This is a genomic window from Pseudomonas sp. 8O (assembly GCF_902506495.1).
Classification (GTDB): Bacteria; Pseudomonadota; Gammaproteobacteria; order Pseudomonadales; family Pseudomonadaceae; genus Aquipseudomonas; species Aquipseudomonas chaetocerotis.
Genome location: NZ_LR733265.1, coordinates 1,426,288 through 1,453,154, shown reverse-complemented (window position 1 = coordinate 1,453,154; position 26,867 = coordinate 1,426,288). Strand labels below are relative to the sequence as shown.

Below are 26,867 nucleotides of genomic sequence, written 5' to 3'. Positions count from 1 at the left end.
GCACCGCGCTGTCTGCGCGCTAATTCGCCAGAAATATTTGCACCATTTAAGGGCCTTTAATTTGGAGAAGGATCTATTTTGGTGCGCTGCGTGAGTGGTGCAGTATTTTTGGTCAAAGCTTGAACAATTTCCGCTATAATCCGCGCCCCTGTTTTTTCGTCCCCCAAGCGGGCGGCCTATTCATGAAGCTCATCGTCAAAGTTTTCCCGGAAATCACCATCAAGAGCCGCCCGGTGCGCAAGCAGTTCATCCGCCAGTTGGGGAAGAACATTCGCTCCGTGCTGCGCGATCTTGACCCCGAACTGCGGGTGACCGGTGTCTGGGACAACCTCGAAGTCGAAACCGACCTGGACGATCCCAAGCTGCTCGCCGAGATGACCGAGCGCCTACGCAACATGCCGGGCATCGGTCTGTTCCTCGAGGTCAATGAATACCCGCTGGGCGATCTGGACGAGATCACCGAGCACTGCAAGCGCCATTACGCCGAGCAACTGCCGGGCAAGATTTTCGCGGTGCGTTGCAAGCGCGGCGGCAAGCATGAGTTTTCTTCCATCGATGTCGAGCGGCATGTCGGTTCGCGCCTGCGCCGTGAGTGCGATGCGGCTGGCATCGACCTGAAAAAGCCGGAAGTCGAAGTGCGCATGGAGATTCGCGACCAGCGCCTGTTCGTGGTGCACAACCGCCACGAAGGTCTCGGTGGTTACCCGCTGGGTTCGCTGGAGCAGACCCTGGTGCTGATGAGTGGCGGTTTCGACTCCACCGTGGCGGCCTACCAGATGATGCGTCGCGGCCTGGTCAGCCACTTCTGCTTCTTCAATCTCGGCGGGCGTGCCCACGAGTTGGGCGTGATGGAAGTGGCGCACTATATATGGCAGAAGTTCGGCCGCTCGCAGCGCGTGCTATTCATCAGTGTGCCGTTCGAGGAAGTGGTCGGTGAGATTCTCGGCAAGGTCGACAACAGCCAGATGGGCGTTATCCTCAAGCGCATGATGTTGCGTGCTGCCACCCGTATCGCCGAGAACCTGCAGATCGAGGCGCTGGTCACCGGCGAGGCGATCAGTCAGGTCTCCAGCCAGACCCTGACCAACCTTGCAGTGATCGATTCGGCTACCGACATGTTGGTCATGCGCCCGCTGATCGCCAGCCACAAGCAGGACATCATCGACACCGCCACGCGCATTGGCACCGCCGAGTTCGCCAAGAACATGCCCGAGTATTGCGGCGTGATCTCGGTCAACCCGACCACCAAGGCCCGTGGTTACCGCATCGAGCACGAGGAGGCCCAGTTCGACATGGCCATCCTCGAGCGCGCCCTCGAACGTGCTACCCAGTTGCCCATCGACCGCGTGATCGACGAGTTGGGCAAGGACGTGCAAGTCGAGGAGGTGCGTGAAGCGCTGGCCGGACAGATCGTCATCGACATCCGCCATCCCGACGCCGCCGAAGACGAGCCGCTGGACGTGCCGGGCATCGAAGTGCAGGCGTTGCCGTTCTATGCGCTGAACAACAAATTCAAGGAACTGGATGAGAACCGCCAGTACCTGCTGTATTGCGACAAGGGCGTCATGAGCCGCCTGCACGCCCACCATCTGCTGAGCGAGGGACATGCCAATGTGCGCGTTTATCGTCCGGCATAGAACGCCGGGGCTTAATGGCGGAAGTATCCGCCATCGCCCTCCCGACTGCTCGCTTGCACAGGTGCCATGTTCGGCCCGCTGATCCCAATTTCTTCATATTCGTCGTCCAGGCTGGGCGACACACCGAATCCTCTGATCGAGATACACACAGTGATCGAAAATCTACGTAACATCGCCATCATCGCCCACGTCGACCATGGCAAAACCACCCTCGTCGATGCCCTGCTGCGTCAGTCCGGCACTCTGGAACGCAACGAGCTCAACGACGAGCGCGTGATGGACAGCAATGACCAGGAAAAAGAGCGCGGCATCACCATTCTGGCCAAGAACACCGCCATCAAGTGGAACGACTACCGCATCAACATCGTCGACACCCCCGGCCACGCCGACTTCGGTGGTGAAGTCGAGCGCGTGATGTCCATGGTCGACTCCGTGCTGCTGGTCGTTGACGCCCAGGACGGCCCGATGCCGCAAACCCGCTTCGTGACCAAGAAGGCCTTCGAAGCCGGCCTGCGCCCGATCGTCGTGATCAACAAGATCGACCGTCCGGGCGCGCGTCCGGATTGGGTCATGGACCAGATCTTCGACCTGTTCGACAACCTCGGCGCCACCGATGAACAGCTCGACTTCCAGGTCGTTTACGCCAGCGCCCTGAACGGCATCGCCGGTCTCGACCACGCTGACATGGCTGAAGACCTGACCCCGCTGTACCAGGCCATCGTCGACCACGTGCCGGCGCCGAACGTCGACCTCGACGGCCCGTTCCAGATGCAGATTTCCGCTCTGGACTACAACAGCTTCCTCGGCATCATCGGTGTTGGCCGTATTGCCCGTGGCAAGATCAAGCCGAACACCCCGGTCGTCGCCATCGACGTCGACGGCAAGAAGCGTAACGGCCGTGTCCTCAAGCTGATGGGCCACCACGGCCTGCACCGCGTAGACGTCGAAGAAGCCACCGCCGGTGACATCGTCTGCGTCAGCGGTATGGATCAGCTGTTCATCTCCGACACCCTGTGCGACATCAACCACGTCGAGGCGATGAAGCCGCTGACCGTTGACGAGCCGACCGTCTCGATGACCTTCCAGGTCAACGACTCGCCGTTCTGCGGTAAAGAAGGCAAGTTCGTCACCAGCCGCAACATCAAAGAGCGTCTGGACAAGGAGCTGCTGTACAACGTGGCCCTGCGCGTTGAAGAAGGCGACAGCGCCGACAAGTTCAAGGTCTCCGGCCGTGGTGAGCTGCACCTCTCGGTACTGATCGAAACCATGCGTCGCGAAGGCTTCGAAATGGGCGTTGGCCGTCCGGAAGTGATCATCCGTGAAGTCAACGGCGTCAAGCAGGAGCCGTTCGAGAACGTCACCATCGACATCCCTGAAGAATCCCAGGGCAAGGTCATGGAAGAAATGGGCCTGCGTAAGGGCGACCTGACCAACATGTCGCCGGACGGCAAAGGTCGCGTGCGTCTGGAATACAACATCCCGGCTCGCGGTCTGATCGGTTTCCGTAACCAGTTCCTGACCCTGACCAACGGCGCTGGCATCCTGACCTCGATCTTCGACCGTTACGACACCGTGAAGGCTGGCACCATGTCTGGTCGTCAGAACGGCGTACTGGTGTCGATCGACACCGGCAAGGCGCTGACCTACTCCCTGGAAACCCTGCAGGCGCGCGGCAAGCTGTTCGTCGAGCACGGCCAGGAAATCTACAACGGTCAGATCGTCGGCCTGAACAGCCGCGACAACGACCTGGGCGTCAACCCCACCAAGGGCAAGAAGCTCGACAACATGCGTGCTTCGGGCAAGGACGAAACCATCGCCCTGGTGCCGCCGGTTCGCTTCACCCTGGAGCAGGCTCTGGAATTCATCCAGGACGATGAACTGTGCGAAGTGACGCCGAAGTCGATCCGTCTGCGCAAGAAGATCCTCGACGAAGGCGAGCGCACCCGCGCTGCCAAGAAAGCCAACAAGGCCTGACGCTTAGCGACTAGCCTCGGCTGTAAATGAAAAGCCCCGCCAGAGCGATCTGGCGGGGCTTTTTGTTTCGTGCAGGAGCCCGCTTGCGGGCGATCCTGCCGGTGCGATGCTGATAGGCCGTAGCATGGGCTGAGCGTATCGATACCCGGAAAGGCGATAGATCTAGCCCCCACAACAACTACATCTGCTATGCCGGTCTGCCCTCGCGTTCCTCCCGTTCGCGCTTCAGCTCGCGATATTCGCAATAGTGTTCATAGGCAGCTTTGGTCACGACCGCGAGGCCAATGGTGGCGAGGATGTTTTTCAGCATAAGACTCTCCAGTTATCGTCAGGCAGGATGGGCTTATTTCCATCCCATGCCTTTTTCCATTGCTGTTCCTACCATGCCGAACGACAGCTGTTTTCCGGGCCGAGTGGCGCTAGAACGTTGCTGATATTGGTTGTCGGCAGATTGATCGTGTGTCCGCCAGCCACCAGTTGCAGGCGGTTGGCCTGGCGCAGTGCCTTCCAGAAACCGGGGAAGTTGGCGGCACAGGCGCGGCAGTCGGTGAAGAACGGGTTGCTGTAATGCTCGCCGTCGACGATCACGTCGAAGCTGCGCTCACCTGACATCACACCTTCTTCCGAACTGTACTGTTTGCCAGCGATGGTGGCATAGGCGCGCACGGCGCCATCTTCCTCATGGTCCGGGCAGGAAATGTTCAGCTCATTCCCATTGCCGTCATCGACCAGGTGCTCGCTGACGCCCATGCCCCAGCCGCTGGTCCATTCATAGGTGCCGGCGCTGGCAGTGCTGCAGGCGAGCAGGCTGCACAGCAGCCATGTGATCTTCCCTTGCATGATATTTCCCTCTGGTGTGTTGAGTCAGGCGTGCCGAGTGCGCAGGAAATCGCTCAGGCGTTTCTTCATGATTTCGCTGCGTGTTGCGGTTCGGGAGTCGAGAGCGTCGCTATGGCACTGGGGGCAGGTGCTGTGCCAGTCGATGCCGATCATGAGGCAATCGCTCAATGGAATCGTGGTGCCTTGCCAGTTGCAGGCTGGGCAACGGAATGTGCGTGGCTGAGGTGGTATTGGCATGAACGAGATCTCCCTTGCTCGGTATGGAGGTACTTTGCGGGAGGGGCGCGACAGATTGTGTCGCTGTTGTCGCCTCGCTGAAATCAGTGCCGCCTGCATGGCTTCCTTTGATATGGTTTGGCCATCAGTCAAAGGAGGCAACATGTCGTTTCAGGAGCTTAAACAGCGCCATCGCCAGGAGCGTGACGCTCAACATTCCAACCTGCGTCTGCGCGTACATCGTGCCTTGAGTTGGCTCGACCGCGCCGAACAGGCTGACGATCTCGATGGCCGCTTCATCTTCCTGTGGATCGCCTTTAACGCGGCTTACGCCACTGAGATCGATGATCACCTGCGACTCTCCGAGCAGGAAACCTTCAAGGTCTTCCTGCAGAAGCTTTGCACGCTGGACAAGGCCAAGCGCATCGACGATCTGGTCTGGCAGGAGTTTTCCGGCAGCATCCGCGTGTTGCTGGACAACCCCTACGTGTTCCAGAGCTTTTGGGAGCACCAGAGCGGCAAGATCGATGAGGCTACCTGGAAGAACCGTTTCGCAACCGGCAAACGTGCGGCGCAACAGGCACTGGCCAGCGGCAACACACCGGCACTGCTCGGCGTGCTATTCAACCGCCTTTACACCCTGCGTAACCAGCTTATCCACGGCGGCGCCACCTGGAACGGTTCAGTCAATCGTGAGCAGCTACGCGACTGCACGAGCCTTCTGAGCAAACTCGTACCGCTGCTAATCGAACTTATGATGGATAGCGCGGATACCTTGTGGGGGGATGCTTGTTATCCGGTGGTGAGGGTGTGATGGAAGGTTTTCTGCATCTATGTTCCCGCGAAATATCCAGCAGTTCGCTCAGAACGTTTGGGTCGATTTTTTCGGTGGCTCTGGTCCGTTCGGTTTGATTGCCGAGCACCGGAACTTGGCCTGCTTGAATGAGGTGCAGCGTTTTACGGTGTTATCAGGGGAGGAAAGTGCCTTTGAAGGGGGCACAGACGAGCTGTTCTGGGGCGGTTCCAAAAAGAAACGTGATGATCCGATGGCAATGTTCAGGTGCCACAATAGTGCCGGGATCCTGGAAAAGCCTCTACAGGAATGCTTTGACCAGCAGGCCTGCGAGAACACCAAAATTCACGCCTAGTGCCACAGCCCCCCAGATAAAGCGCCGCTTGGACAAATGTTGTATCGCCTGTGCCTGGGCCTGCTGCGTTGCAACTACGGAGGCGATTTCATCCAGCTTGGCTAATGACTTTTGCTGGTCATCGCGGCTTTCCGTGCGCTGAACTTGAATGTCCGCAGCCAGCGCTTTTAACGCTGAGTTCAGGTGCTGCAGTTGGGCGGCGCCAAGCTTGCTCAGGCGCTCCTCGATACCGGCGATCCCTTCTGAAACCAGACGAGCGCTTTCGACAACCTGCGCACCAGCCTTCCCGAACCGACCATCCAGTGCAGACTCAGCCTGCTGAACCATTGTCTCGATTCGCTTGGACACCTGAAGGACACTGCCAAGATCTTCACCCAGTTCTTCGAATGTGTTGTTCAGCTTTTTCAGCTCCGACCGCAGGCTGAGTACGCTGGACTCGAAGTCGCCCTTAAGTGTGAGCGATAGGCCACCGCTCACCTCTTCAATGCTTCTTTTCATCGGCACATTGATGTGCTTTTCCAGCAGCGCTGACAGCTCTTGATTAGCGGCAGTGATTTCGGCATCCAAATCGGATCGTTCCATCAGAACTTCTTCCCTTCCAGCATTTTGTCGAGTTCGCCCAGCAGCACGTGGAGGTAGAACATGTCGTAGACCTGTTCTACCGCTCTGACCGGACGGCGGATGGCTTCCCTGACACGATTGAGCTCGGCCTTGAAAGCTTCGAGGATATATTGCTCGAACTTGTGCGAGTGCTCCATGCTGGAATGCATGCGCTTCTCGAATTGCTCATGGGCGCGTTCAAGGTCGTTGCACTTAGCTTTCGCGTCCAGCAAGGTCTGCTGACGCTCGGCAACTGTTGCCTGCATCACACTGAGCCGCTGTTGTAAGCCGCGGTGATTGCGTTTGAAGCTATCGGCCTGCTCTTCCAGATACTTGTGGATTGTAACGGTGGCGGCGTCGCTGTAGGCGTCGACGATTTTTTCGGCAGCCTGATACAACATGCTGCGATCGTTGCGGTAGTTCTCACTGGACCACCAATAGCCATCAGTGAGGTAGCCGTTCAGCTTTTGATAGACGCTGTTCAGCGCGCTGGTTTTCGGTGGCGCCAGCTCAGCCAACCGGGAGTTGGTCAGGCGATGGGCGTGCCGCTCGCAAAGCGCCCGCCACTTTGCCTGGATACCTTTCTCGAACTCCACGGCTGCCGACTTCAGTTCGCTGACAGATTCCTTGGTAGGACGCAAAGGCTGGGTAAAGAAGCGGCGAATGTCACTACGATCGTGCAGTTTGATGTAGCGGTGCAAGCGACGCGCCTGATGGCTGAGCAGGCCGCGTTCCTCTACACACTCGGCCAGAAGCTGGTTAGCCTGTTTCAGCGCGCCCTGCGCATGCGTCAGGTCTAGCTCGAGTACCTTGCGCTGTTCGAGGTAATCAGCCTGCTCTCGCTCGAGCCTGGCATCGATCAAGGTTTTCATCTTGAACGCAGAGGTGAGTCGACCGTAGGGGCTGGCCGATTCGGTGATGCTTGCCAGCAGCTCGCGCCGCAAGGTACGGATCAGATCGACGGCAGCACCATGGTACTCAGTGTCCGCGCCAAGGCTGTGCAACGAGTCGCCGAACTCCAGTGGGTACAACATGGTTTCGACGGACTTCGGCGGCTTGTAGTCATGGGTGCTCAGCTCCTGGTAGAGCTTCGCCCTGACCTGCTCCAGAGTGCGCTCGTCCTGGTCGAACCAGGCCTTGAAGCTGGCAGGCGAGAACGTATAGGAGAGCACCACCCGGAAGCGGTTGGGCTGCAACATCCAGTCACCCAGTGCCGTTAACTTCAGCTTGTTGGGATGAAGGAAACCCAGGTCATCCGCACGCCCGACCAACAAGATCAGATCAGCCGTGGCCACATACTTCTCAGCCACTCGCGCAACCTGGGCCTGTTCAGCCTCGTTGACCGCATTGATGCCCGGGATGTCGAGAATGCGCAGATCCAGGCTCAGCGCATCCCCTCCCACTTGCTCGAAGAACATCGACGGCAGCCGCACGGACAATACGTCCACGGAGTGCGCCCGGCCTTTCTCCAGCTCTGTTCGTATCGTGGAAAACTGTGCCCTTGCGGCCTTGTCATCCAGTGCGTTGCTATTGTCGCCGATGTACCAGTAATCATCCTTGGATCGACCATAACGAATCGCACAGGCCGTCGAAGACTTGCCCATGCGTTGATCGCCCCGCAAAACGCTGGAAGCGCGCTCCAGTGCCTCACCGGTCACGCCTAGCAAGTCCAGAATCAGCGTGGTCTTGCCGACCTGGGTGGCGCCATAGACGGCGACCGTCACATGGCTGGAGCGGTTGAAGTCGCCAGCCAGGCTTGGATCCACCTCGTCGATAAAGCGCTGATACGCGTCATAGGCCCAGCGATAGCGGTTGCCGTATTTCTCAAGCCACATGGCGACTTTGCGCATCGTCGATGGCTTTGACCAGGTTCACCCGAGCGTGCTCTAGGCGCGTCAATCCCCGCGCCAGCGCGTCTTTTACCGTTAGGTCGGCACCGAGGCCATAGGCCACTCGCAGGTTGCGTACCAGGCGCTCTTCGAGGGTTTCCATCAGATCGTCGTAGAGCTCCAGGCCTTTCTGAATGTGGGCTTCGGCGAATTGATTGAGGCTCTCGGCGATGAAACCTTTGCGGGCGGCGTCGTAGCGCTGAATTTCGGTGGCACCGCGATAGGCAATGAAGCCCAGGGTGATTGCGCCGGCTGCTGCCATCGACAACGAAGCACCCAGTGAAGCAGCGGCGGTCTGGCCGCCCGTCAGCGTGCCCGCGATGGCCGGAATGGTATCGATGGAACCGTCGATAGCCACGTCCACTGCCAGGATCGCCGCCAGGGTACTGAGCAGTGGTTTGGCTGAGGCGGTTACCTTGGGTAGGTCTTGCTGGATCGACGAGGCCAGCTTGCCGAAGTCGAAGGTTTCTAGTTCGGTGCGGGCCAATTCAGGGGTGCGAATAGCAACTGCCTGATTGAGGCGAAAGTATTCCATGGTCATTGCGGGCAGTGCTTTGAGCACCTCCTCGACATGCTCCGCCTTGAACCGCGATACGTCATTGGTGGTAGCAACACCCTTGGAAAGCAGCAGGCGCAGATCGTGTTGCAGTTCCTCGGGCACCACCGCAGGCACCTCGAGAGAAGCCCCCTCGTAACCCAGCAGTTTGTCCAAGCCCTCATGTTTGATCGCGGCGAGCTCCGAGGGCTTGATCTCTTGAATGCCAAGCTCTTTCGCGGACATGTCGGAGATGGCTAGGTAGTCGGATTCCAGTGGGGATTGCAGAGTGCTTGTGCCGTTGCACCAGCAGTCGATGATTCGCGACCTGAAGCGGGTCTCGTTTTCACCGGACTGCAGCGTGAGGAAATTCGCTGCGTGCTTGAGTTTGTTGGTAAAGCCCTCTTCTTCGTCGTTGTACTTCTTCTCTGCGATGTCCTTGACCTGACCAAGATAGCTATAGGTGTGCTCGCGAAGCCGTTTGGCATAACGGTTCCGATAGCGCTCTGACGCCTTGGTGAACGCCTCTCGCATGCGCTCGGCCTGGCGCTCGGTCAGGTGTTCACTGATGCTCTGTGCGTCCAGTTCGACTTCCAGAGCTGCCTTGACCGTTGCCAATTCCGTGTCCAGCAGCCTTTCCAGTTCACGCAGACGGCCTGCGTCCGAGCCACCGGCGGACAGCGCGTATTTGTTGATGACCTGAATGAGTTGGCTGGTCCAGGCGGAGCGGTAGGCTTTGTCGCCGACGCCAGTGAAGATTATACGATCTTGCTCATCGGAGCGGATCTGGAAGACTTCAGTCACGGTGCCTGCCAGTTCATCCATCTGCCCTGGGGTGAGCGTTTCGGTCTTGGTAACGGCGATGGCAGGTTTGCGATCGGGGAAGTAGCGGGCAACCAGGTCGTTGAGGATCTGCTTCTGGCTGTTGTCGGCGACACGGGTGCGGTCGGTGACCAGGATGCTACCCAGGGAGTGAACCAGGGTGTGTCTCATTAGACCCTGCCACTCAACGTTGTCCGGGTTCAACATTTCGTAGCCTGGGAGCAGAACGAAGCCGCAGCGCTGGCCGTCGAAGTAGCGGCGTGGGACGTAGAGTTTGGGGAACAGACAGTCGAGGTCACCGGAGCTGTCGTAGCCGCTGATCAGCGCTCGGAACGCGTCCTGGGAGATCTTTTCTTCCTGTTCGTTGCCTTGGGTATCGTATTTGACGACTACGGCGTAGGGGGTGTCGCAGTCCTTTTCGAGGATGAACACTGGGATGCGCTCGCCGCGGCCTTGGTTGTCTGCGAGCCAGCCTTCGCCCAGTTCGTAGAGTTCGCGGATCAGGCGGGTTTTGCCGGCACTTTGGCTGCCCGCTACGCAGATGTAGTAGACCGAAGAGAGCTCGCGAGCGATTCGCAGTTTGCGGAGTATCGAGACCAAGGCTGGACGGGGATTGCTACGGGTTTTCAGCTCGGCTGAGATCTTGAGCACGCCTGCTACAGCGTTTTCCATGTCTTTGATTAGAGGGGCTTTCATTAACTACTCCTACCGGAATTTGCTCAATGTCTGGCTGATATATTGGTCTGGGAATGGATCTTTTGATTACTTAACCGCTGCCGCGATGCTATTGGTTCAAGTCGTCTTTATGATGTTTCTGCTGTCCAGTTTGTTTGTCGGGGGCCTTAGCGTGCATATAGCGCCTTCACTTTGGCGGCCCTGCTCTGAACGTTCGTGGCCCAGTGCGAAGGTTCCAGCACCCTCACGTTCTCCCCCAACCCAAACACCCACCACAGCGTCTCCTGATCATCCGGAACCTTGGCGCGCAAGCGTTGCCAGTCGCTGTCGGGCAGCGGTTCCAAGCTTTGCTCCGGGCTCAGCGGGGTTTCGCCGAGTAGCCAGGCGATTTGGGGAGCGACGTCGGCGACCAGTTCCACCTGTTCGATGGGGGCTGCGGTGTTGAGGTCCTGGCGGATGTAGTTGTTGATCTCGAAGTCGGGGCGTTCGCGGGCGGGTTTGCTCAGGCATTCGGCTTGTTGGATTCGGTGCAAGGCGAACTGGCGCAGATCGTCGTAGCCGTCGACGCTGGCGATCAGGTAGCTGATTGAATGACGCGAAACCATGCCAGCAGGGTGAATGAGCAGTTGTTTGGCTTCGGCTTTGCTGCGGCTCAGGTAGCTGACGAGCAATTGCTTGCGTTCGAGCAGGGCGGTGGAGGTTTCTTGCCACACCGCCGGGCTCACTTCTGCGGGCTGTAGGGCCTTGCCGTTGGGTAGCGTGCGTACGCATTGCGCCCACTGCGCCAGGCTGTTCTCGCCAAGTTCGCCCAGGTAGTTGCGCGCCTTGTTGAACTGCGGACCGAGCAGGTCGAGTACGCTTTGCGGCAGCAGGTTCTTCAGGTGCCCTTCGGCGAGGTAGAGCGCCAGGGCAGTGGCCGGCTCCATGTCGCGCAGATCCAGCGCGGCGTTCTTGGCGTGGCTCCACTGTTTGCGGCCGCCTTCTTCCTCGTCGATCAGCGAGAACGGCCCGGAGAGCCTCTGCAGGTCGCGCTGTACGGTGCGTAGATCAACGTAGAAACCGCGGTCACGAAGTTTTTCGTGAAGCGTTGGGGCGGTGCTGTAGCGAGGGTACTCAGGTATCAGGCGCAGCAGACTAAAAAGCCTGAGCAGTGTGTCTTTCGCTTCGGGCATGACAACAGCCTTGTCTCGTTGATCCTTTCGCCGGTTTACCGGCGTCATGCTGATGGCACTTTAACCATCTTTGATGGCTTTGTGCTAGCTAAAATCGGCACTGGATCGGTGGATAGTCAGGGCTGAGTCTGTGACAGGGGCGCGACAAGATGTGTCGTGCTGAATGAGCATTCCGAGAGAATGATTCGAGTTCTACTGGAAGGCGGTAAGTTTCGCGGCTAAAGCCGCTCCTGCAGTTTGCAGTGGCATGTAAGACCCGGCATCCGCGAGGATGCCGGGGGCATGCAAAATCAGTCGTGCTCTGGCCGACAGGCCAGCAGGCCATAGGCTGCCAGCCCGATCACTACCAGCAGGCTGAGCGTCATCATTCACCCGCTACCTGGCGCAGCGATTGCGCCGGGGTGTCGCCGAGGTTGTTGAGCATGCGCTCGCTGTACCAGTCGACGAAGTTGATCACGCCGAACTCGTAGGTCTTGGAGTACGGGCCCGGCTGGTAGGCAGTGGAGTTGATGCCGCGCTGGTTTTCCTCGGCCAGGCGGCGATCCTGGTCGTTGGTGGCGTCCCACACCTGGCGCAGGCGGGCAACGTCGTAGTCGACGCCTTCAACGGCGTCCTTGTGCACCAGCCACTTGGTGGTGACCATGGTTTGCTGCGCGCTGATCGGCCACACGGTGAAGACGATCATGTGGTCGCCCATGCAGTGGTTCCACGAATGCGGCAGGTGCAGGATGCGCATGGAGCCCAGGTCCGGGTCGGTGATGCGACCCATCAGTTTCTTGCAGCCCTGCTTGCCATCCATGGTCATGGACACGGTGCCCTTGAGCAGGGGCATGCGCACGATGCGGTTGCGCAGGCCGAAGCTGGCGTGGGCGTAGGGGATGTTGTCCTTGTCCCAGCGGGTGGTGCATTCGGCGACCTGATCCTTGAACGCCTGGCTGGCGCGCGGGTCGGTGACGTCATCCCATTCCAGCAGGGTGTTGAGCAGTTCCGGGTGCGAGCCATTGCAGTGGTAGCACTCGCGGTTGTTCTCGAGCACCAGTTTCCAGTTGGCTTTTTCCATCAGGGTGGTCTGCACGGCCACCTTGGCGTTCTCCATGTCGTAGGGTTCCATGTAGTGCGCCAGGGTGGCGAGGAACTCGTCGATGGCCGGCGGGTTTTCCGCCAGGGAGATGAAGATGTAGCCGCCGGCGGTCTTGCACTGCACCGGTTTCAGGCTGTAGTCCTTGAGGTCGAAGTCGGCGCCCATTTCGCTGCCGGCGAACAGCAGGCGGCCGTCCAGCTCGTAGGTCCACTGGTGGTAAGGGCATACCAGCTTGGCGACCTTGCCCTTGTCCGATACACACAGGCGCGATCCACGGTGACGGCAGACGTTATGGAAGGCGTGGATCTGCCCTTCGGCGCCGCGAATGACCAGAATCGGGTTATCGCCGATCTGCAGGGTCAGGAAGTTGCCTTTGGCCGGGATTTCGCAGGTCATGCCGGCGATCAACCATTCCTTGTGGAAAATCTCCTGCATGTCGACCTGGAACAGGCGCTCATCGCTGTAGAAAGGCTGCGGCAGGGAGAATGTGCGGTCGCGCTCGTGCAGCATTTGCGCGGTCGCCTTGCGGGCAGGCTCCAGCGGGTCGCCCAGGCTCAGGTTTTGGGTGCAATCCATGGTGGCTCCTCATTGGCGAGCGCTCTGCGCCCGCCGGAATTAGTGGCTGATACGGTATGTGCCGCAAGGTCTCGATCAATCGCTGCCGCCTGCAATGGGCGTGCATGCTTGGTTGAGCGGAGTGTGGAGCCGGCAACAGGTAAAACCTTATCCATGGGCGACATGGCCGGATTTGTTTCCGACGCGCCAGGCCCCGCGCTATCGGGCAGGTCGCGATAAGCATGCGGATGTCGCAGGTAGATAAATGATCGCCAGCAGCCTTTCGCACAATCCGCCGCATATAGGCCGATATCCGGCCGCGTGGAGAGCCGTTCATGAGCACCAACGCCTTCCTCAATCCGGTTACGACGCAGACCTGGACCAACGGTCGCCACCTGGTGCGTTGCGTCAAGGTGATCCAGGAAACCTGGGACGTGCGCACCTTCTGCTTCATGGCTGATCAGCCAGTGCTGTTCTTCTTCAAGCCGGGGCAGTTCGTCACCCTGGAGTTGGAGATCGACGGCCAGCCGATCATGCGTTCCTACACCATCTCCAGTTCGCCTTCGGTGCCTTACAGCTTCTCCATCACCATCAAGCGGGTGCCGGGCGGCAAGGTGTCGAACTGGCTGCACGACAACCTCAAGGAAGGCGACGAGGTGCCAGTGCATGGGCCGGTGGGTCTGTTCAATGCCATCGATTTCCCCACTGACAAGGTGCTGTTTCTTTCCGGCGGTGTCGGCATCACCCCGGTGATGTCGATGGCGCGCTGGTTCTATGACACCAACGCCAATGTCGATATGGTCTTCGTGCACAGTGCTCGCTCGCCCAAGGACATCATCTACCAGCGTGAGCTGGAGCACATGGCCGCGCGCATCAACAATTTCAGCCTGCACATCATCTGCGAGAAGCATGGGTTGGGGGAGTCCTGGGCCGGTTACCGCGGTTATCTCAATCAGCGCATGCTCGAACTGATCGCCCCCGATTACCTTGAACGCGAGATCTTCTGCTGCGGCCCCACCCCCTACATGGGCGCGATCAAGCACCTGCTGCAAGGTAATGGCTACGATATGAGTCGTTATCACGAAGAGGCCTTCGGCCCGACGCCGCCGGAGATTCGCGCCGAGGTCAAGGAGTTGGCGGCCGAGGCGGCCGATGCGCCGGATGTGCCGCTGGCCGACCTGCACCAGGTGGAATTCATCAGCACCGGCAAGAGCATTCGCGTGGTGCCCGGTGAAACCGTGCATGCAGCTGCCGCCAAGCTTGGTCTGCATATTCCCAAGGCCTGCGGCATGGGCATCTGCGGTACCTGCAAGGTGATGAAGACGGCGGGCGAAGTGGAGATGGAGCACAACGGTGGCATCACCGACGAGGATGTGGCCGAGGGCTACATCCTGTCGTGCTGCAGCGTGCCGAAAGGGGATGTGGCGATCGACTATTGATCGTCACGTTAGATCGGAGGGCGCTGGTGCGCGCAGCGCACCCTACGGGGCTGTAGCTCGGATGAAATCCGGGGCGATTGATCGATCTCCCCGGATTTCATCCGGGCTACGGTCGCGGCTCAAGCCCCTCCCAGGGGTGTTTCATGGCGTCGCTCAGGCGCTCATCACTTCACGGATATCGGCGGCCAGTTGGCGCACGCGGGCTTCGTCGGTATCCCAACTGCACATGAAGCGCGCGCCGCCCGCGCCGATGAAGGTGTAGAAGCGCCAGCCGCGTGAGGTGAGGGCGGCAATGGCCGGCTCCGACAGTTGCAGGAACACGCCGTTGGCTTCCACCGGGAACATCAGGCTGACACCGGGCACGTCCTCGACCAGCGCGGCCAGCAACTGCGCGCAGCGGTTGGCGTGGTTGGCGTACTTGAGCCAGGCATCGTCCTGCAGGATGCCGACCCAGGGCGCGGAGAGGTAGCGCATCTTCGAGGCCAACTGGCCGGCCTGCTTGCAGCGATAGTCGAAGTCTTCGGCCAGATCCTTGTTGAAGAAGACGATGGCTTCACCTACCGCCATGCCGTTCTTGGTGCCGCCGAAGCACAGCACATCGACGCCAGCCTTCCAGGTCAGCTCCGCCGGGCTGCAGCCAAGAAAGGCGCAGGCGTTGGAGAAGCGCGCGCCGTCCATGTGCAGGTTGAGATTCAGCTCCTTGCAGACCTGGCTGATGGCGCGGACTTCTTCCGGGCGGTACACGGTGCCGACTTCGGTGGCCTGGGTGAGGGTGACCACGCGCGGTTTCGGGTAGTGGATGTCCTGGCGCTTGAGGGCGATTTCGCGGATGGCTTGCGGCGTCAGTTTGCCGTTGTCGGTCTTGGCCAGCAGCAGTTTGGAACCGTTGGAGAAGAACTCCGGCGCGCCGCATTCGTCGGTCTCGACGTGGGCGGTTTCCGAGCAGATGACGCTGTGGTAACTCTGGCATAGCGAGGCCAGGGCCAGGGAATTGGCGGCGGTGCCGTTGAAGGCGAAGAACACTTCGCAGTCGGTCTCGAACAGGCGGCGGAAGTGATCTGCAGCGCGCGCGGTCCATTCGTCATCGCCGTAAGCGCGTTGGTGGCCCTGGTTGGCCTCGGCCATGGCGGCCCAGGCTTCGGGACAGATGCCGGAGTAGTTGTCGCTGGCGAATTGCTGGGCATTGTCGGGCATTGGCGCGTTCCTTCTGAAAAAACTGCCGGCGGGTCTGCCGACAAAGGGCTCACTTTACCCTGCGGCCGTCGGTCAGGCGTCCGTCGCGGCGACGAGTTGTTGCGCTGAAGCGTACTGCCGGGTCGGTTCGTGGCCAACCGTTCGGCCCGGAGATGGAACTCGTGGCTTGCTGTGGGGCTCACACTTTCCAGAGGGCGGCAGTCGATCCGCTCTCCGCAATCAAGAGAAGGAGTTTCCCATGACTTATCGTCACCTGCTCGCCCTTGCCCTGCCGCTGGCCGTGGCACTGCCCGTTTCCGCCGCCGAGTGGTCGGATAATGCCAAGACCGAGTTCGTTCAGCAGTGCATCGCTGGCGCTCCGGCAGGCTACGAGGAGCCACAATTGCGCGCTTATTGCGACTGCGCTGCGACCAAGGTCAGCCAGGAGTTCAGCGAAGCCGAGTTGCAGGAAATCAGCCGCCAATCACCACCTGACCCTGCCATGCAGCAGCGTCTGGTGAATGCCTCCAGCAGCTGTGCTGGCAAGCTCAAGCCGTAAGGCGTCGTTGAGCAAATAGCAGGCGCTGGCGCCGGAGCCCCATGGGCTCTGGCCTGGCGCCATGTTTCCACAGGCCATGCACAGCGCCGCCCACAGTATTTGTGCACAAGCCTGCGCTATCTCCTTGATCCTGTTCGATTTTTAGTCGTATCCCGGCAGGCCGCGGTGGCTCTGGGCGCGCGCCTTCGTCGAACAGCCTATGCACAGTTTCATCCACATCTTCTGTGCATATCCCCATTCGCTCCCTTCTCTCGCAGTTGTCGCTGGTGGATAAGCCAGGCCATCTGTCTGGTCGTATGGATATCGAACAGCGCTGCAGACCTCAGAGCTGGCAAGGCCGGCAGCCATCTGCTGACAGCTTTTCCACAGGTTGGTCCACGGTTTCTGTGCATGGTCTGCGTTGTTAACTGCTTGATATCGATCAGGAAATAACCGTCTTCAGGGAACCCTTGCAGATGCTGGGGCAGCGCGCGGTATGCACGGTTTATCCACAGCTTGATCCCCGTTATTTGTGCGCAAAGCAGCGAACTGATCTCGACGCGCCTGATTGCGACAAGGGCATGTCGCAAACGAATGCTCTCGCGGCGTTGGCAGGCATTTGAGGGGGCAGGGGCGGCCCTACCATCGCTGCACAGGGCCTTGCTGGCCCGCCCGTCCAAGACCGCCGCCCAAAGGCGCTGCAGGAGACTCGAGATGTTCAGCAAGCAGGATCAGATTCAGGGTTACGACGACGAGTTGCTCGCGGCGATCGATCAGGAAGAACGCCGTCAGGAAGAGCACATCGAGCTGATCGCCTCGGAGAACTACTGCAGCCAGCGGGTGATGGAAGCGCAAGGCAGCGGCCTGACCAACAAGTACGCCGAAGGCTATCCGGGCAAGCGCTACTACGGTGGCTGCGAGTACGTCGACAAGGTCGAGCAACTCGCCATCGACCGCGCCAAGGCCCTGTTCGGCGCCGACTACGCCAACGTCCAGCCGCACTCTGGCTCTTCGGCCAACAGCGCTGTGTACCTGGCGCTGCTCAATGCCGGCGACACCATCCTCGGCATGAGCCTGGCCCACGGCGGCCACCTGACCCACGGCGCCAAGGTGTCGTCCTCGGGCAAACTCTACAACGCCGTGCAGTACGGGCTGGACACTGCCACCGGACTGATCGACTACGACGAGGTCGAACGTCTGGCCGTGGAGCACAAGCCGAAGATCATCGTCGCCGGCTTCTCCGCTTACTCCAAGACCCTCGACTTCCCACGTTTCCGTGCCATCGCTGACAAGGTCGGGGCGCTGCTGTTCGTCGACATGGCTCACGTTGCCGGCCTGGTCGCGGCTGGCCTGTACCCGAACCCGATCCCCTTTGCCGACGTGGTCACCACCACCACCCACAAGACCCTGCGCGGCCCGCGTGGCGGCCTGATCCTGGCGCGGGGCAACGAAGAGATCGAGAAGAAGCTCAACTCCGCCGTGTTCCCCGGTGCCCAGGGCGGCCCGCTGATGCACGTCATCGCGGCCAAGGCGGTGTGCTTCAAGGAAGCCATGGAGCCGGAGTTCAAGGCCTACCAGCAGCAGGTCATCGACAACGCCCAGGCCATGGCCAAGGTGTTCATCGAGCGCGGTTACGAGGTGGTGTCCGGCGGCACCGACAATCACCTGTTCCTGCTCAGCCTGATCAAGCAGGGCCTGACCGGCAAGGAAGCCGACGCCGCCCTCGGTCGCGCCGGCATCACCGTGAACAAGAACGCCGTACCTAACGACCCGCAATCGCCGTTCGTGACCTCGGGCATCCGCATCGGCACGCCGGCCGTCACCACCCGTGGCTTCAAGGTCGCCCAGTGCCAGGCGTTGGCCGGCTGGATCTGCGACATCCTCGATCACCTCGGCGATGCCGATGTCGAGGCGCAGGTGGCCAAGCTGGTGGCCGGGCTGTGCGCGGATTACCCCGTTTATCGCTAAACCCCGCTGCTCTGTTGTAGGAGCCAGCTCGCTGGCGATCAAGCCGGGCTCGTTGTTATGGATCGCCAGCAAGCTGGCTCCTGCAGGTTAGGCGTTCGAGAACAGATTCAAGGAGCATCTTCATGCAACGTTATTCCGGCTTCGGCCTGTTCAAGCACTCGTTCAGCCACCATGAGAACTGGCAGCGCATGTGGCGCAACCCAACGCCCAAGCCGGTGTACGACGTGGTCATCGTCGGTGGTGGCGGCCACGGCCTGGCCACGGCCTATTACCTGGCCAAGGAATTCGGCGTGAAGAACGTCGCCGTGGTCGAGAAGGGCTGGCTCGGCGGCGGCAACACCGCGCGCAACACAACCATCGTGCGTTCCAACTACCTGTGGGACGAGTCCGCGCAGCTCTACGAGCATGCGATGAAGCTGTGGGAAGGGCTGTCGCAGGACATCAACTACAACGTCATGTTCTCCCAGCGTGGCGTCTACAACCTCTGCCACACCCTGCAGGACATGCGTGACGCCGAGCGCCGCGTGAGCGCCAACCGCCTCAACGGCGTGGATGGCGAACTGCTGGATGCCAAGCAGGTGGCCGAGGAGATTCCCTACCTCGACTGCAGCAAGAACACCCGTTATCCGGTGATGGGCTCCACCGTGCAGCGTCGCGGTGGTGTCGCCCGTCATGACGCCGTGGCCTGGGGTTACGCGCGTGCCGCCGATGCTCTGGGCGTCGATCTGATCCAGAACACCGAGGTGATCGGTTTCCGCAAGCAGAAAGGTGCGGTGATCGGCGTGGAGACCAACAAGGGCTTCATCGGTGCCAAGCGCGTCGGTGTGGTCACCGCCGGTAACTCCGGGCACATGGCGGGGCTCGCTGGCTTCCGCCTGCCGCTGGAATCCCACCCGCTGCAGGCGCTGGTGTCTGAACCGATCAAACCGATCATCGACAGCGTGATCATGTCCAACGCCGTGCACGGTTACATCAGCCAGTCGGACAAGGGCGACCTGGTCATCGGTGCCGGCATCGACGGCTACAACGGCTACGGCCAGCGAGGCTCCTACGGCACCATCGAACACACCCTGCAGGCCATCGTCGAGATGTTCCCGGTGCTCTCGCGCGTGCGCATGAACCGTCAGTGGGGCGGCATCGTCGATACCAGCCCCGATGCCTGCCCGATCATCTCCAAGACCCCGGTGGACAACCTGTTCTTCAACTGCGGTTGGGGTACCGGTGGCTTCAAGGCCACGCCGGGTTCGGGTCACGTGTTCGCCGCCAGCCTGGCCAAGGGCGAAATGCACCCGCTGGCCAAGCCGTTCTCCATCGACCGTTTCCACACTGGCGCACTGATCGACGAGCACGGCGCTGCTGCCGTGGCTCATTAAAAGTTCGCGCGCAGCGCGACATCTGATGACCCTCTCCCTCCGGGAGAGGGTGCCCGAAGGGCGGGAGAGGGTGGTTCGACTGATCGCGGTCCCCTCACTCCCTCACCCCCGGCCCCTCTCCCAGGGGGAGAGGGGAGACAAGCTTGTCCCGCATGGTTATACGAGCGGGTTTGAAGATTTTCTGGAGGTACCGAGCATGCTGCACATCTTCTGCCCCTACTGTGGCGAACTGCGCTCCGAAGAGGAATTCCATGCCAAGGGCCAGGCGCACATCGCCCGCCCTCTCGATCCTGATGCCTGCACGGATGCAGAGTGGGGCGAATACATGTTCTTCCGTGACAACCCGCGCGGTATCCACCACGAGCTGTGGGTGCACGCGGCCGGTTGCCGCAAGTATTTCAACGTCACCCGCCACACCGTGACCTACGAGATCCTTGAGACCTACAAGGTCGGCGAGAAGCCTTCGGTCACCGCAACCGGGGCCACCGACAAGCAAGCCGTGGCAGAAGGAGTAACGGCATGAGCCAGGTCAATCGTCTTGCCAAGGGTGGTCGCATCGACCGTAGCCAGGCGCTGAGCTTCACCTTCAATGGCCAGGACTACCAGGGCTACGCTGGCGACAGCCTGGCCGCCGCGCTGCTGGCCAACGGCGTCGACATCGTCGGGCGCAGCTTCAAGTACTCGCGTCCGCGCGGCATCGTCGCTGCGGGCGCGGAAGAGCCCAATGCCGTGCTGCAGATCGGCTCCACCGAGGCGGCGCAGATCCCCAACGTGCGCGCCACCCAGCAGGCGCTGTACAGCGGTCTGGTGGCCAGCAGCACCAACGGCTGGCCGAGCGTCAACACCGACCTGATGGGAATCCTCGGCAAGGTCGGCGGCGGCATGATGCCGCCCGGTTTCTACTACAAGACCTTCATGTATCCGCAGAACCTGTGGATGACCTACGAGAAGTACATCCGCAAGGCCGCAGGCTTAGGCCGTTCGCCCACCGAGGTCGACCCGGACATCTACGACCAGCTCAACCAGCACTGCGATGTGCTGATCGTCGGCGCCGGCCCTGCCGGTCTCGCCGCCGCGCTGGCTGCTGGCCGTAGCGGCGCGCGGGTGATCCTCGCCGATGAACAGGAAGAGTTCGGCGGCAGCCTGCTCGACACCCGCGAAACCCTCGACGGCAAGCCCGCCGCCGACTGGGTGGCGCAGGCCATCGCCGAGCTGCAGAAAATGCCGGAAGTGACCCTGCTGCCTCGCGCCACGGTCAACGGTTACCACGACCATAACTTCCTCACCATCCACCAGCGTCTGACCGATCACCTCGGTGAAATCGCGCCGATGGGGCAGGCCCGTCAGCGCATGCACCGCGTGCGTGCCAAGCGCGTGGTGCTGGCCAGTGGTGCCCATGAGCGGCCGCTGGTGTACGCCAATAACGATGTGCCCGGCAACATGCTGGCCGGCGCCGTGTCCACCTACGTGCGTCGTTACGGCGTGGCGCCAGGGCAGGAACTGGTGCTGTCGACCAACAACGATTACGCCTACCGCGTGGTGCTCGACTGGCTCGATGCCGGGCGCAAGGTGGTGGCTGTCGCCGATGCGCGCAGCAACCCGCGCGGCAGCTGGGTCGAGGAAGCGCGTGCTCGTGGTGTGCGCATCCTCACCGGCAGCGCAGTGGTCGAGGCACGCGGTAGCAAGCGGGTGACCGGTGCGCGTATCTGCGCCATCGACGCCAAGGCGCACAAGGTCACCAGCCCTGGCGAAGTGCTCGACTGCGACCTGATCGTCAGCTCCGGCGGCTACAGCCCGGTGGTGCACCTGGCCTCGCACCTGGGCGGTCGTCCCGAGTGGCGCGAAGACATCCTCGGCTTCGTGCCGGGGCCGGGTAATGGCATCCAGCAGCGCATCGATGCCGGTGCGGTGAACGGCGTGTTCGCCCTCGGCGACGTGCTCGCCAATGGTTTCGAAGCAGGCGCCAAGGCGGCTGCCGATACTGGCTACAAGGCCGTCAGCGGCAGCCTGCCACAGGCCGAGGTGCGCCAGGAAGAGCCGATGCTGACACTGTTCCAGGTGCCGCACGACAAGTCCACGGCACGTGCCCCCAAGCAGTTCGTCGACCTGCAGAACGACGTCACCGCTGCCGGTATCGAGCTGGCGACGCGTGAAGGCTTCGAGTCGGTCGAGCACGTCAAGCGCTACACCGCGCTGGGCTTCGGCACCGACCAGGGCAAGCTGGGCAACATCAACGGCCTGGCCATCGCCGCGCGTTCGATGGGCATCAGCATCGTGCAGATGGGCACCACCATGTTCCGCCCGAACTACACCCCGGTGACCTTCGGCGCCGTGGCCGGCCGTCATTGTGGCGAACTGTTCGATGCCAAGCGCTACACCGCGATGCAGGCCTGGCACCTGAAGAACGGCGCCGAGTTCGAGGACGTCGGCCAGTGGAAGCGCCCCTGGTACTTCCCGAAAAATGGCGAGGACCTGCACGCCGCTGTGGCCCGTGAATGCGTTGCCGTGCGTAGCAGCGTGGGCATCCTCGATGCCTCCACCCTGGGCAAGATCGACATTCAGGGCCCGGACGCGCGCGAGTTCCTCAACCGCGTCTACACCAACGCCTGGACCAAGCTGGACGTGGGCAAGGCGCGCTACGGGCTGATGTGCAAGGAAGACGGTATGGTCTTCGACGACGGCGTCACCGCGTGCCTGGCCGACAACCATTTCGTCATGACCACCACCACCGGCGGTGCCGCCCGCGTGCTGGAGTGGCTGGAAATCTACCATCAGACCGAATGGCCGGAACTGAAGGTGTACTTCACCTCGGTCACCGACCACTGGGCGACCATGACCCTGTCCGGCCCCAACAGCCGCAAGCTGCTGGCCAAGGTCACCGACATCGACCTGGACAAGGACGCCTTCCCCTTCATGAGCTGGAAGGAAGGTCTGGTCGGCGGCGTGCCGGCACGGGTGTTTCGCATCTCCTTCACCGGTGAGCTGAGCTACGAGGTGAACGTGCAAGCCGACTACGCCCTGGGCGTTTGGGAACAGATCATCGAAGCCGGCAAGGAGTTCGACCTGACGCCCTACGGCACCGAGACCATGCACGTGCTGCGTGCGGAGAAGGGTTTCATCATCGTCGGTCAGGACACCGACGCCTCGGTGACCCCGGACGACCTCAATATGGGCTGGTGCGTCGGCCGCACCAAACCTTTCTCCTGGATCGGCAAGCGCGGCATGAACCGTGACGACTGCTTGCGCGAAGACCGCAAGCAGCTGGTCGGGCTGAAACCGGTCGACCCGAACCAGGTGCTGCCGGAAGGTGCGCAACTGGTATTCGACCCGAAACAGTCCATCCCGATGCAGATGGTCGGCCACGTCACCTCCAGCTACATGAGCGCGGCCATGGGCTACAGCTTCGCCATGGCGGTGGTCAAGGGCGGCCTCAAGCGCATGGGCGAGCGCGTGTTCGCGCCGCTGGCCGATGGCAGCCTGATCGAAGCCGAAATCTGCAGCTCCGTGTTCTATGACCCGAAAGGGGATCGCCAGAATGTCTAACGTCAACGTCTATCAGCAACGTCCCGCCGACATCGCCGGGCAATCGCCGCTGCATCACGCCGGCCTGCACGAACTGGTCGGCAAGGGCCGCAAGAACGCCGGCATCACCCTGCGTGAGAAGAAGCTGCGTGGGCATCTGGTGATCCGTGGCGACGCCCGCGACGCTACCTTCTCCGGCGGCGTGCACAAGGCCCTGGGCCTGGAGCTGCCGGTGGCGCTGACCCTGGTGGCCGATGGCGATACCTCGTTGCAGTGGTTGGGCCCCGATGAATGGCTGCTGATCGTGCCGGGTGGCACAGAGTTCGAAGTCGAACGCACGCTGCGCACGGCCCTTGAAGGCCAGCATGTCTCGGTGGTCAACGTCAGTGGCGGGCAGACCCTGCTGGAGCTGTCCGGGCCGAAGGTGCGCGAGCTGCTGATGAAGTCCACCAGCTACGACGTGCATCCGAGCAACTTCCCGGTCGGCAAGGCAGTCGGCACCGTGTTCGCCAAGTCTCAGCTGGTGATCCGCCACACCGGCGAGGAAACCTGGGAGCTGGTGATCCGCCGCAGCTTCGCCGACTACTTCTGGCTGTGGCTGCAGGACGCCAGCGCCGAGTATGGGTTGGCGGTCGAGGCCTGAAGCTGAACCAGAGGCATACGCTGACAGCCCCCTCTCACTCCGGGAGACGACTGCATGGGTGCAGGAGGTAGGGCGACGCAGGATGCCAAAGCCGAGGGTTGGGGTGAGGGGAAGGGTAGGTCGCTACGCCGCGTGCTTGGCGTCGGTCTCACAAGCAGCCACGAACAGCCCCCTCTCCCTCCGGGAGAGGGTTGGGGTGAGGGGAAAGGCAGACCGCGTTGTGTCGGATAGCCCTCACCCCCGGCCCCTCTCCCGGAGGGAGGGGGGTGAACAGCAATGGAGTTTTTTCGTAGGGTGGACGACGCTTTTTTCGTCCACCGCGGGACTGACGGCAGGATCAGATGTAGCCACGAACGGCTCCCTCTCCCGGGGGAGAGGGTTGGGGTGAGGGGAAGGCAGACCGCGTTGTGTCGGATAGCCCTCACCCCCGGCCCCTCTCCCAAGGGAGAGGGGTGAAAATCATAGGAGTTTGTTATGAGCCGCACCCCTGACACCTGGATTCTCACCGCCCATTGTCCGAGCGTGCTCGGTACCGTGGACGCGGTGACGCGCTTTCTCTTCGAGCAGCGCTGCTACGTCACCGAGCATCACAGCTTCGATGATCGACTGTCGTCGCGCTTCTTCATTCGCGTCGAGTTCCGCCAGCCGCAGGATTTCGACGAGGCTACCTTTCGCGCCGGTGTAGCCGAGCGTCTGGCGCCCTTCGACATGCAGGTCGAGCTGACCCCGCCGGGCTACCGCGCCAAGGTGGTGCTGATGGTGTCCAAGGCTGACCACTGCCTTAATGATCTGCTCTATCGCCAGCGCATCGGCCAGTTGGCCATGGAAGTGGTGGCGGTGGTGTCCAACCACCCTGATCTCGAACCGCTGGCACGCTGGCACGGCATTCCCTATCACCATTTCCCGCTCGATCCGGCCGACAAGCCGGCGCAGGAGCGCAAGGTGCTGCAGGTGATCGAGGACACCGGTGCGGAGCTGGTGGTGCTCGCCCGTTACATGCAGGTGCTCTCACCCGAGCTGTGTCGCAGACTGGATGGCTGGGCGATCAACATTCACCACTCGCTGCTGCCGGGTTTCAAGGGCGCCAAGCCCTACCACCAGGCCTACCAGAAGGGCGTCAAGCTGGTCGGCGCCACGGCGCACTACATCAACAACGACCTCGATGAAGGGCCGATCATCGCCCAGGGCGTGGAGGCGGTGGATCACGCCCACTACCCCGAAGACCTGATCGCCAAGGGCCGCGATATCGAATGCCTGACCCTGGCCCGCGCCGTCGGTTATCACATCGACCGCCGCGTGTTCCTCAACGCCAGCCGTACGGTGGTGCTCAACGCCTGAGGGCAATCGCAAACCCGAATATTGGTGGGCTTTAGCCCACCAGTCGCAACGAAGAACTTTGTGGGCCAAAGCGGATCGCCGCTCGGCCCACCCTACGGGAACCGCCCTGCCAGGCTTTACCGGCGGTGACCGGCAACAGACGCAACAAGCTCCAGTGCAAGGCCGCGCGACCCGTCGGTCGCGTCTTGTGTCCACAACAAGAAAGGAGAGTTACGCATGTCTGGTAATCGTGGTGTGGTTTATCTCGGTACGGGCAAGGTCGAAGTACAGAAGATCGACTACCCGAAAATGCAGGACCCGCGCGGCAAGAAGATCGAGCACGGGGTCATCCTCAAAGTCGTTTCCACCAACATCTGCGGCTCCGACCAGCACATGGTGCGCGGCCGTACCACCGCGCAGGTCGGCCTGGTGCTGGGGCATGAGATCACCGGCGAGGTGATCGAGAAGGGCCGCGACGTCGAGCGCCTGCAGATCGGCGATCTGGTTTCCGTGCCCTTCAACGTCGCTTGCGGCCGTTGTCGCTCCTGCAAGGAGCAGCACACCGGCGTGTGCCTGACCGTCAACCCGGCGCGTGCCGGCGGTGCCTACGGCTACGTCGACATGGGCGATTGGACCGGCGGTCAGGCCGAGTACGTGCTGGTGCCTTACGCCGACTTCAACCTGCTCAAGTTGCCGGATCGCGACAAGGCCATGGAGAAGATCCGCGACCTGACCTGCCTGTCCGACATCCTGCCCACCGGCTACCACGGCGCGGTCACTGCGGGCGTTGGCCCGGGCTCCACCGTTTACGTCGCGGGGGCCGGCCCGGTCGGTTTGGCCGCTGCCGCTTCGGCTCGGCTGCTGGGTGCTGCCGTAGTCATCGTCGGTGACGTCAACCCAACGCGCCTGGCGCATGCCAAGGCTCAGGGCTTCGAAATCGCCGACCTGTCCAAGGACACGCCGTTGCATGAACAGATCGCCGATCTGTTGGGCGAGCCGGAAGTGGATTGTGCGGTCGATGCCGTGGGCTTCGAAGCGCGTGGCCATGGCCATGCGGGCGCTCAGCAGGAGGCGCCGGCCACGGTGCTCAACTCGCTGATGGGGGTCGTGCGCGTAGCCGGCAAGATTGGCATTCCCGGTCTCTACGTGACTGAAGACCCGGGCGCGGTGGATGCGGCGGCGAAGATCGGTAGCTTGAGCATCCGCTTCGGCCTCGGTTGGGCCAAATCGCACAGCTTCCACACCGGTCAGACCCCGGTGATGAAGTACAACCGCGCGCTGATGCAGGCGATCATGTGGGATCGCATCAACATCGCTGAAGTGGTCGGTGTGCAAGTGATCAGCCTGGACGATGCGCCGCGTGGCTACGGCGAGTTCGATGCGGGTGTGCCGAAGAAATTCGTCATCGATCCGCACAAGAGCTTCAGCGCGGCGTGATGGCGTAGCCCGGATGCAATTCGGGAGGGAGTAACACGCGTTGTCCCGGATTGCATCCGGGCTACGTGGGGTGGTGCTGCGCATGGCGCCACCCAGCTGTTTTCACGGCCAAGGCGCATAGGCCTGCGCCTTCCTTTGGGAGCCTATGAGCTGATGCTGGTCAGATAAGTTTTTATCACCCTCTCTTACGTGCAGTAGAAGGGACGTTTTTGTAGGAGCCAGCTTGCTGGCGATGCTTTTTATGGCGAATCGCCGGCAAGCCGGCTCCTACAAAGATCGAGGGCAACGGCTTAACTGACAGGCATTAGCCTGC

General features: G+C 61.3%; 20 protein-coding genes. 12 read left to right on the top strand and 8 right to left on the bottom strand.

From position 1 onward, the window contains the following. Positions 1 to 182 precede the first annotated feature (182 nt). A complete protein-coding gene (gene thiI, locus GV002_RS20180; protein ID WP_160020035.1) occupies positions 183 to 1,637 on the top strand; it encodes a tRNA uracil 4-sulfurtransferase ThiI in 1,455 nt (484 codons plus the stop codon). Between the two features lie 150 nt (positions 1,638 to 1,787). After that, complete coding sequence (typA, locus tag GV002_RS20175) at positions 1,788 to 3,611, top strand: translational GTPase TypA (RefSeq protein ID WP_160020034.1); 1,824 nt, start codon at positions 1,788 to 1,790, stop codon at positions 3,609 to 3,611. A 187-nt stretch (positions 3,612 to 3,798) separates the two neighbouring features. Here typA and GV002_RS24390 read toward each other — a convergent pair whose 3' ends face one another. Next, a complete protein-coding gene (locus GV002_RS24390) occupies positions 3,799 to 3,921 on the bottom strand; it encodes a hypothetical protein (protein ID WP_256667146.1) in 123 nt (40 codons plus the stop codon). 68 nt (positions 3,922 to 3,989) lie between these two features. Next, positions 3,990 to 4,451, bottom strand: coding sequence for a hypothetical protein (locus tag GV002_RS20170; RefSeq protein WP_160020033.1), 462 nt, complete (start codon positions 4,449 to 4,451; stop codon positions 3,990 to 3,992). 379 nt (positions 4,452 to 4,830) lie between these two features. On the opposite strand from GV002_RS20170, the gene GV002_RS20165 reads away from it, so the two are divergent. Further along, positions 4,831 to 5,481 (top strand): HEPN domain-containing protein, encoded by a 651-nt coding sequence (locus GV002_RS20165; protein WP_160020032.1) that lies wholly within the window; start codon positions 4,831 to 4,833, stop codon positions 5,479 to 5,481. Between the two features lie 280 nt (positions 5,482 to 5,761). Here the strand turns inward: GV002_RS20165 and GV002_RS20160 are convergent, their stop codons facing one another. The 5 genes from GV002_RS20160 to gbcA form a co-directional block, all read right to left on the bottom strand. Continuing rightward, complete coding sequence (locus GV002_RS20160; RefSeq protein WP_160020031.1) at positions 5,762 to 6,397, bottom strand: hypothetical protein; 636 nt, start codon at positions 6,395 to 6,397, stop codon at positions 5,762 to 5,764. Beyond that, on the bottom strand, positions 6,397 to 8,265 hold the full coding sequence (locus GV002_RS20155) for a dynamin family protein (protein WP_160020030.1): 1,869 nt from the start codon (positions 8,263 to 8,265) through the stop codon (positions 6,397 to 6,399). The genes GV002_RS20160 and GV002_RS20155 overlap by 1 nt, the downstream gene beginning before the upstream one ends. Continuing rightward, entirely contained in the window at positions 8,240 to 10,357 is a 2,118-nt protein-coding gene (locus GV002_RS20150; protein ID WP_160020029.1) for a hypothetical protein, read from the bottom strand. The genes GV002_RS20155 and GV002_RS20150 overlap by 26 nt, the downstream gene beginning before the upstream one ends. Before the next feature lie 146 nt (positions 10,358 to 10,503). After that, complete coding sequence (locus GV002_RS20145) at positions 10,504 to 11,508, bottom strand: helix-turn-helix transcriptional regulator (RefSeq protein ID WP_160020028.1); 1,005 nt, start codon at positions 11,506 to 11,508, stop codon at positions 10,504 to 10,506. Between the two features lie 364 nt (positions 11,509 to 11,872). Beyond that, complete coding sequence (gene gbcA / locus GV002_RS20140; protein ID WP_160020027.1) at positions 11,873 to 13,165, bottom strand: glycine-betaine demethylase subunit GbcA; 1,293 nt, start codon at positions 13,163 to 13,165, stop codon at positions 11,873 to 11,875. Between the two features lie 314 nt (positions 13,166 to 13,479). Here gbcA and gbcB point away from each other — a divergent pair, with 314 nt between their 5' ends. Further along, positions 13,480 to 14,583 (top strand): glycine-betaine demethylase subunit GbcB, encoded by a 1,104-nt coding sequence (gene gbcB, locus GV002_RS20135; RefSeq protein ID WP_160020026.1) that lies wholly within the window; start codon positions 13,480 to 13,482, stop codon positions 14,581 to 14,583. A gap of 153 nt (positions 14,584 to 14,736) precedes the next feature. On the opposite strand, the gene GV002_RS20130 is transcribed toward gbcB, so the two are convergent. Further along, positions 14,737 to 15,777, bottom strand: coding sequence for a low specificity L-threonine aldolase (locus GV002_RS20130; protein ID WP_160020025.1), 1,041 nt, complete (start codon positions 15,775 to 15,777; stop codon positions 14,737 to 14,739). Between the two features lie 238 nt (positions 15,778 to 16,015). On the opposite strand from GV002_RS20130, the gene GV002_RS20125 reads away from it, so the two are divergent. The 8 genes from GV002_RS20125 to fdhA all read left to right on the top strand — a co-directional run bounded on the left by GV002_RS20125 (position 16,016) and on the right by fdhA (position 26,554). Beyond that, positions 16,016 to 16,315, top strand: coding sequence for a hypothetical protein (locus GV002_RS20125; RefSeq protein ID WP_017675821.1), 300 nt, complete (start codon positions 16,016 to 16,018; stop codon positions 16,313 to 16,315). 693 nt (positions 16,316 to 17,008) lie between these two features. After that, on the top strand, positions 17,009 to 18,262 hold the full coding sequence (glyA, locus tag GV002_RS20120; protein ID WP_160020024.1) for a serine hydroxymethyltransferase: 1,254 nt from the start codon (positions 17,009 to 17,011) through the stop codon (positions 18,260 to 18,262). 122 nt (positions 18,263 to 18,384) lie between these two features. Beyond that, a complete protein-coding gene (locus GV002_RS20115; protein WP_160020023.1) occupies positions 18,385 to 19,635 on the top strand; it encodes a sarcosine oxidase subunit beta family protein in 1,251 nt (416 codons plus the stop codon). Positions 19,636 to 19,831: 196 nt separating this feature from the next. After that, positions 19,832 to 20,158, top strand: a complete 327-nt coding sequence (locus GV002_RS20110; RefSeq protein WP_160020022.1) for a sarcosine oxidase subunit delta — start codon at positions 19,832 to 19,834, stop codon at positions 20,156 to 20,158. Further along, on the top strand, positions 20,155 to 23,178 hold the full coding sequence (locus GV002_RS20105) for a sarcosine oxidase subunit alpha (RefSeq protein WP_160020021.1): 3,024 nt from the start codon (positions 20,155 to 20,157) through the stop codon (positions 23,176 to 23,178). Before GV002_RS20110 ends, GV002_RS20105 begins: the two co-directional genes overlap by 4 nt. Beyond that, the gene (locus GV002_RS20100) at positions 23,171 to 23,800 is read left to right on the top strand and encodes a sarcosine oxidase subunit gamma (protein ID WP_160020020.1); all 630 of its coding nucleotides are present in this window, start codon (positions 23,171 to 23,173) and stop codon (positions 23,798 to 23,800) included. The genes GV002_RS20105 and GV002_RS20100 overlap by 8 nt, the downstream gene beginning before the upstream one ends. A gap of 474 nt (positions 23,801 to 24,274) precedes the next feature. Then, positions 24,275 to 25,138 (top strand): formyltetrahydrofolate deformylase, encoded by an 864-nt coding sequence (gene purU / locus GV002_RS20095; RefSeq protein WP_160020019.1) that lies wholly within the window; start codon positions 24,275 to 24,277, stop codon positions 25,136 to 25,138. A gap of 216 nt (positions 25,139 to 25,354) precedes the next feature. Continuing rightward, complete coding sequence (gene fdhA, locus GV002_RS20090) at positions 25,355 to 26,554, top strand: formaldehyde dehydrogenase, glutathione-independent (RefSeq protein ID WP_160020018.1); 1,200 nt, start codon at positions 25,355 to 25,357, stop codon at positions 26,552 to 26,554. The last annotated feature ends 313 nt before the right edge of the window (positions 26,555 to 26,867 follow it).

Excerpts from the sequence above, each read along its gene's own strand:
- purU (WP_160020019.1), top strand. The coding sequence starts at position 24,275 with ATGAGCCGCACCCCTGACACCTGGATTCTCACCGCCCATTGTCCGAGC.
- GV002_RS20150 (WP_160020029.1), bottom strand. The coding sequence starts at position 10,357 with ATGAAAGCCCCTCTAATCAAAGACATGGAAAACGCTGTAGCAGGCGTG.
- GV002_RS20100 (WP_160020020.1), top strand. The coding sequence starts at position 23,171 with ATGTCTAACGTCAACGTCTATCAGCAACGTCCCGCCGACATCGCCGGG.
- gbcB (WP_160020026.1), top strand. The coding sequence starts at position 13,480 with ATGAGCACCAACGCCTTCCTCAATCCGGTTACGACGCAGACCTGGACC.
- GV002_RS20115 (WP_160020023.1), top strand. The coding sequence starts at position 18,385 with ATGCAACGTTATTCCGGCTTCGGCCTGTTCAAGCACTCGTTCAGCCAC.
- GV002_RS20170 (WP_160020033.1), bottom strand. The coding sequence starts at position 4,451 with ATGCAAGGGAAGATCACATGGCTGCTGTGCAGCCTGCTCGCCTGCAGC.
- glyA (WP_160020024.1), top strand. The coding sequence starts at position 17,009 with ATGTTCAGCAAGCAGGATCAGATTCAGGGTTACGACGACGAGTTGCTC.
- GV002_RS24390 (WP_256667146.1), bottom strand. The coding sequence starts at position 3,921 with ATGCTGAAAAACATCCTCGCCACCATTGGCCTCGCGGTCGTGACCAAA.
- GV002_RS20125 (WP_017675821.1), top strand. The coding sequence starts at position 16,016 with ATGACTTATCGTCACCTGCTCGCCCTTGCCCTGCCGCTGGCCGTGGCA.
- GV002_RS20155 (WP_160020030.1), bottom strand. The coding sequence starts at position 8,265 with ATGCGCAAAGTCGCCATGTGGCTTGAGAAATACGGCAACCGCTATCGC.
- gbcA (WP_160020027.1), bottom strand. The coding sequence starts at position 13,165 with ATGGATTGCACCCAAAACCTGAGCCTGGGCGACCCGCTGGAGCCTGCC.
- GV002_RS20110 (WP_160020022.1), top strand. The coding sequence starts at position 19,832 with ATGCTGCACATCTTCTGCCCCTACTGTGGCGAACTGCGCTCCGAAGAG.
- GV002_RS20145 (WP_160020028.1), bottom strand. The coding sequence starts at position 11,508 with ATGCCCGAAGCGAAAGACACACTGCTCAGGCTTTTTAGTCTGCTGCGC.
- GV002_RS20160 (WP_160020031.1), bottom strand. The coding sequence starts at position 6,397 with ATGGAACGATCCGATTTGGATGCCGAAATCACTGCCGCTAATCAAGAG.
- fdhA (WP_160020018.1), top strand. The coding sequence starts at position 25,355 with ATGTCTGGTAATCGTGGTGTGGTTTATCTCGGTACGGGCAAGGTCGAA.
- GV002_RS20130 (WP_160020025.1), bottom strand. The coding sequence starts at position 15,777 with ATGCCCGACAATGCCCAGCAATTCGCCAGCGACAACTACTCCGGCATC.
- thiI (WP_160020035.1), top strand. The coding sequence starts at position 183 with ATGAAGCTCATCGTCAAAGTTTTCCCGGAAATCACCATCAAGAGCCGC.
- GV002_RS20165 (WP_160020032.1), top strand. The coding sequence starts at position 4,831 with ATGTCGTTTCAGGAGCTTAAACAGCGCCATCGCCAGGAGCGTGACGCT.
- GV002_RS20105 (WP_160020021.1), top strand. The coding sequence starts at position 20,155 with ATGAGCCAGGTCAATCGTCTTGCCAAGGGTGGTCGCATCGACCGTAGC.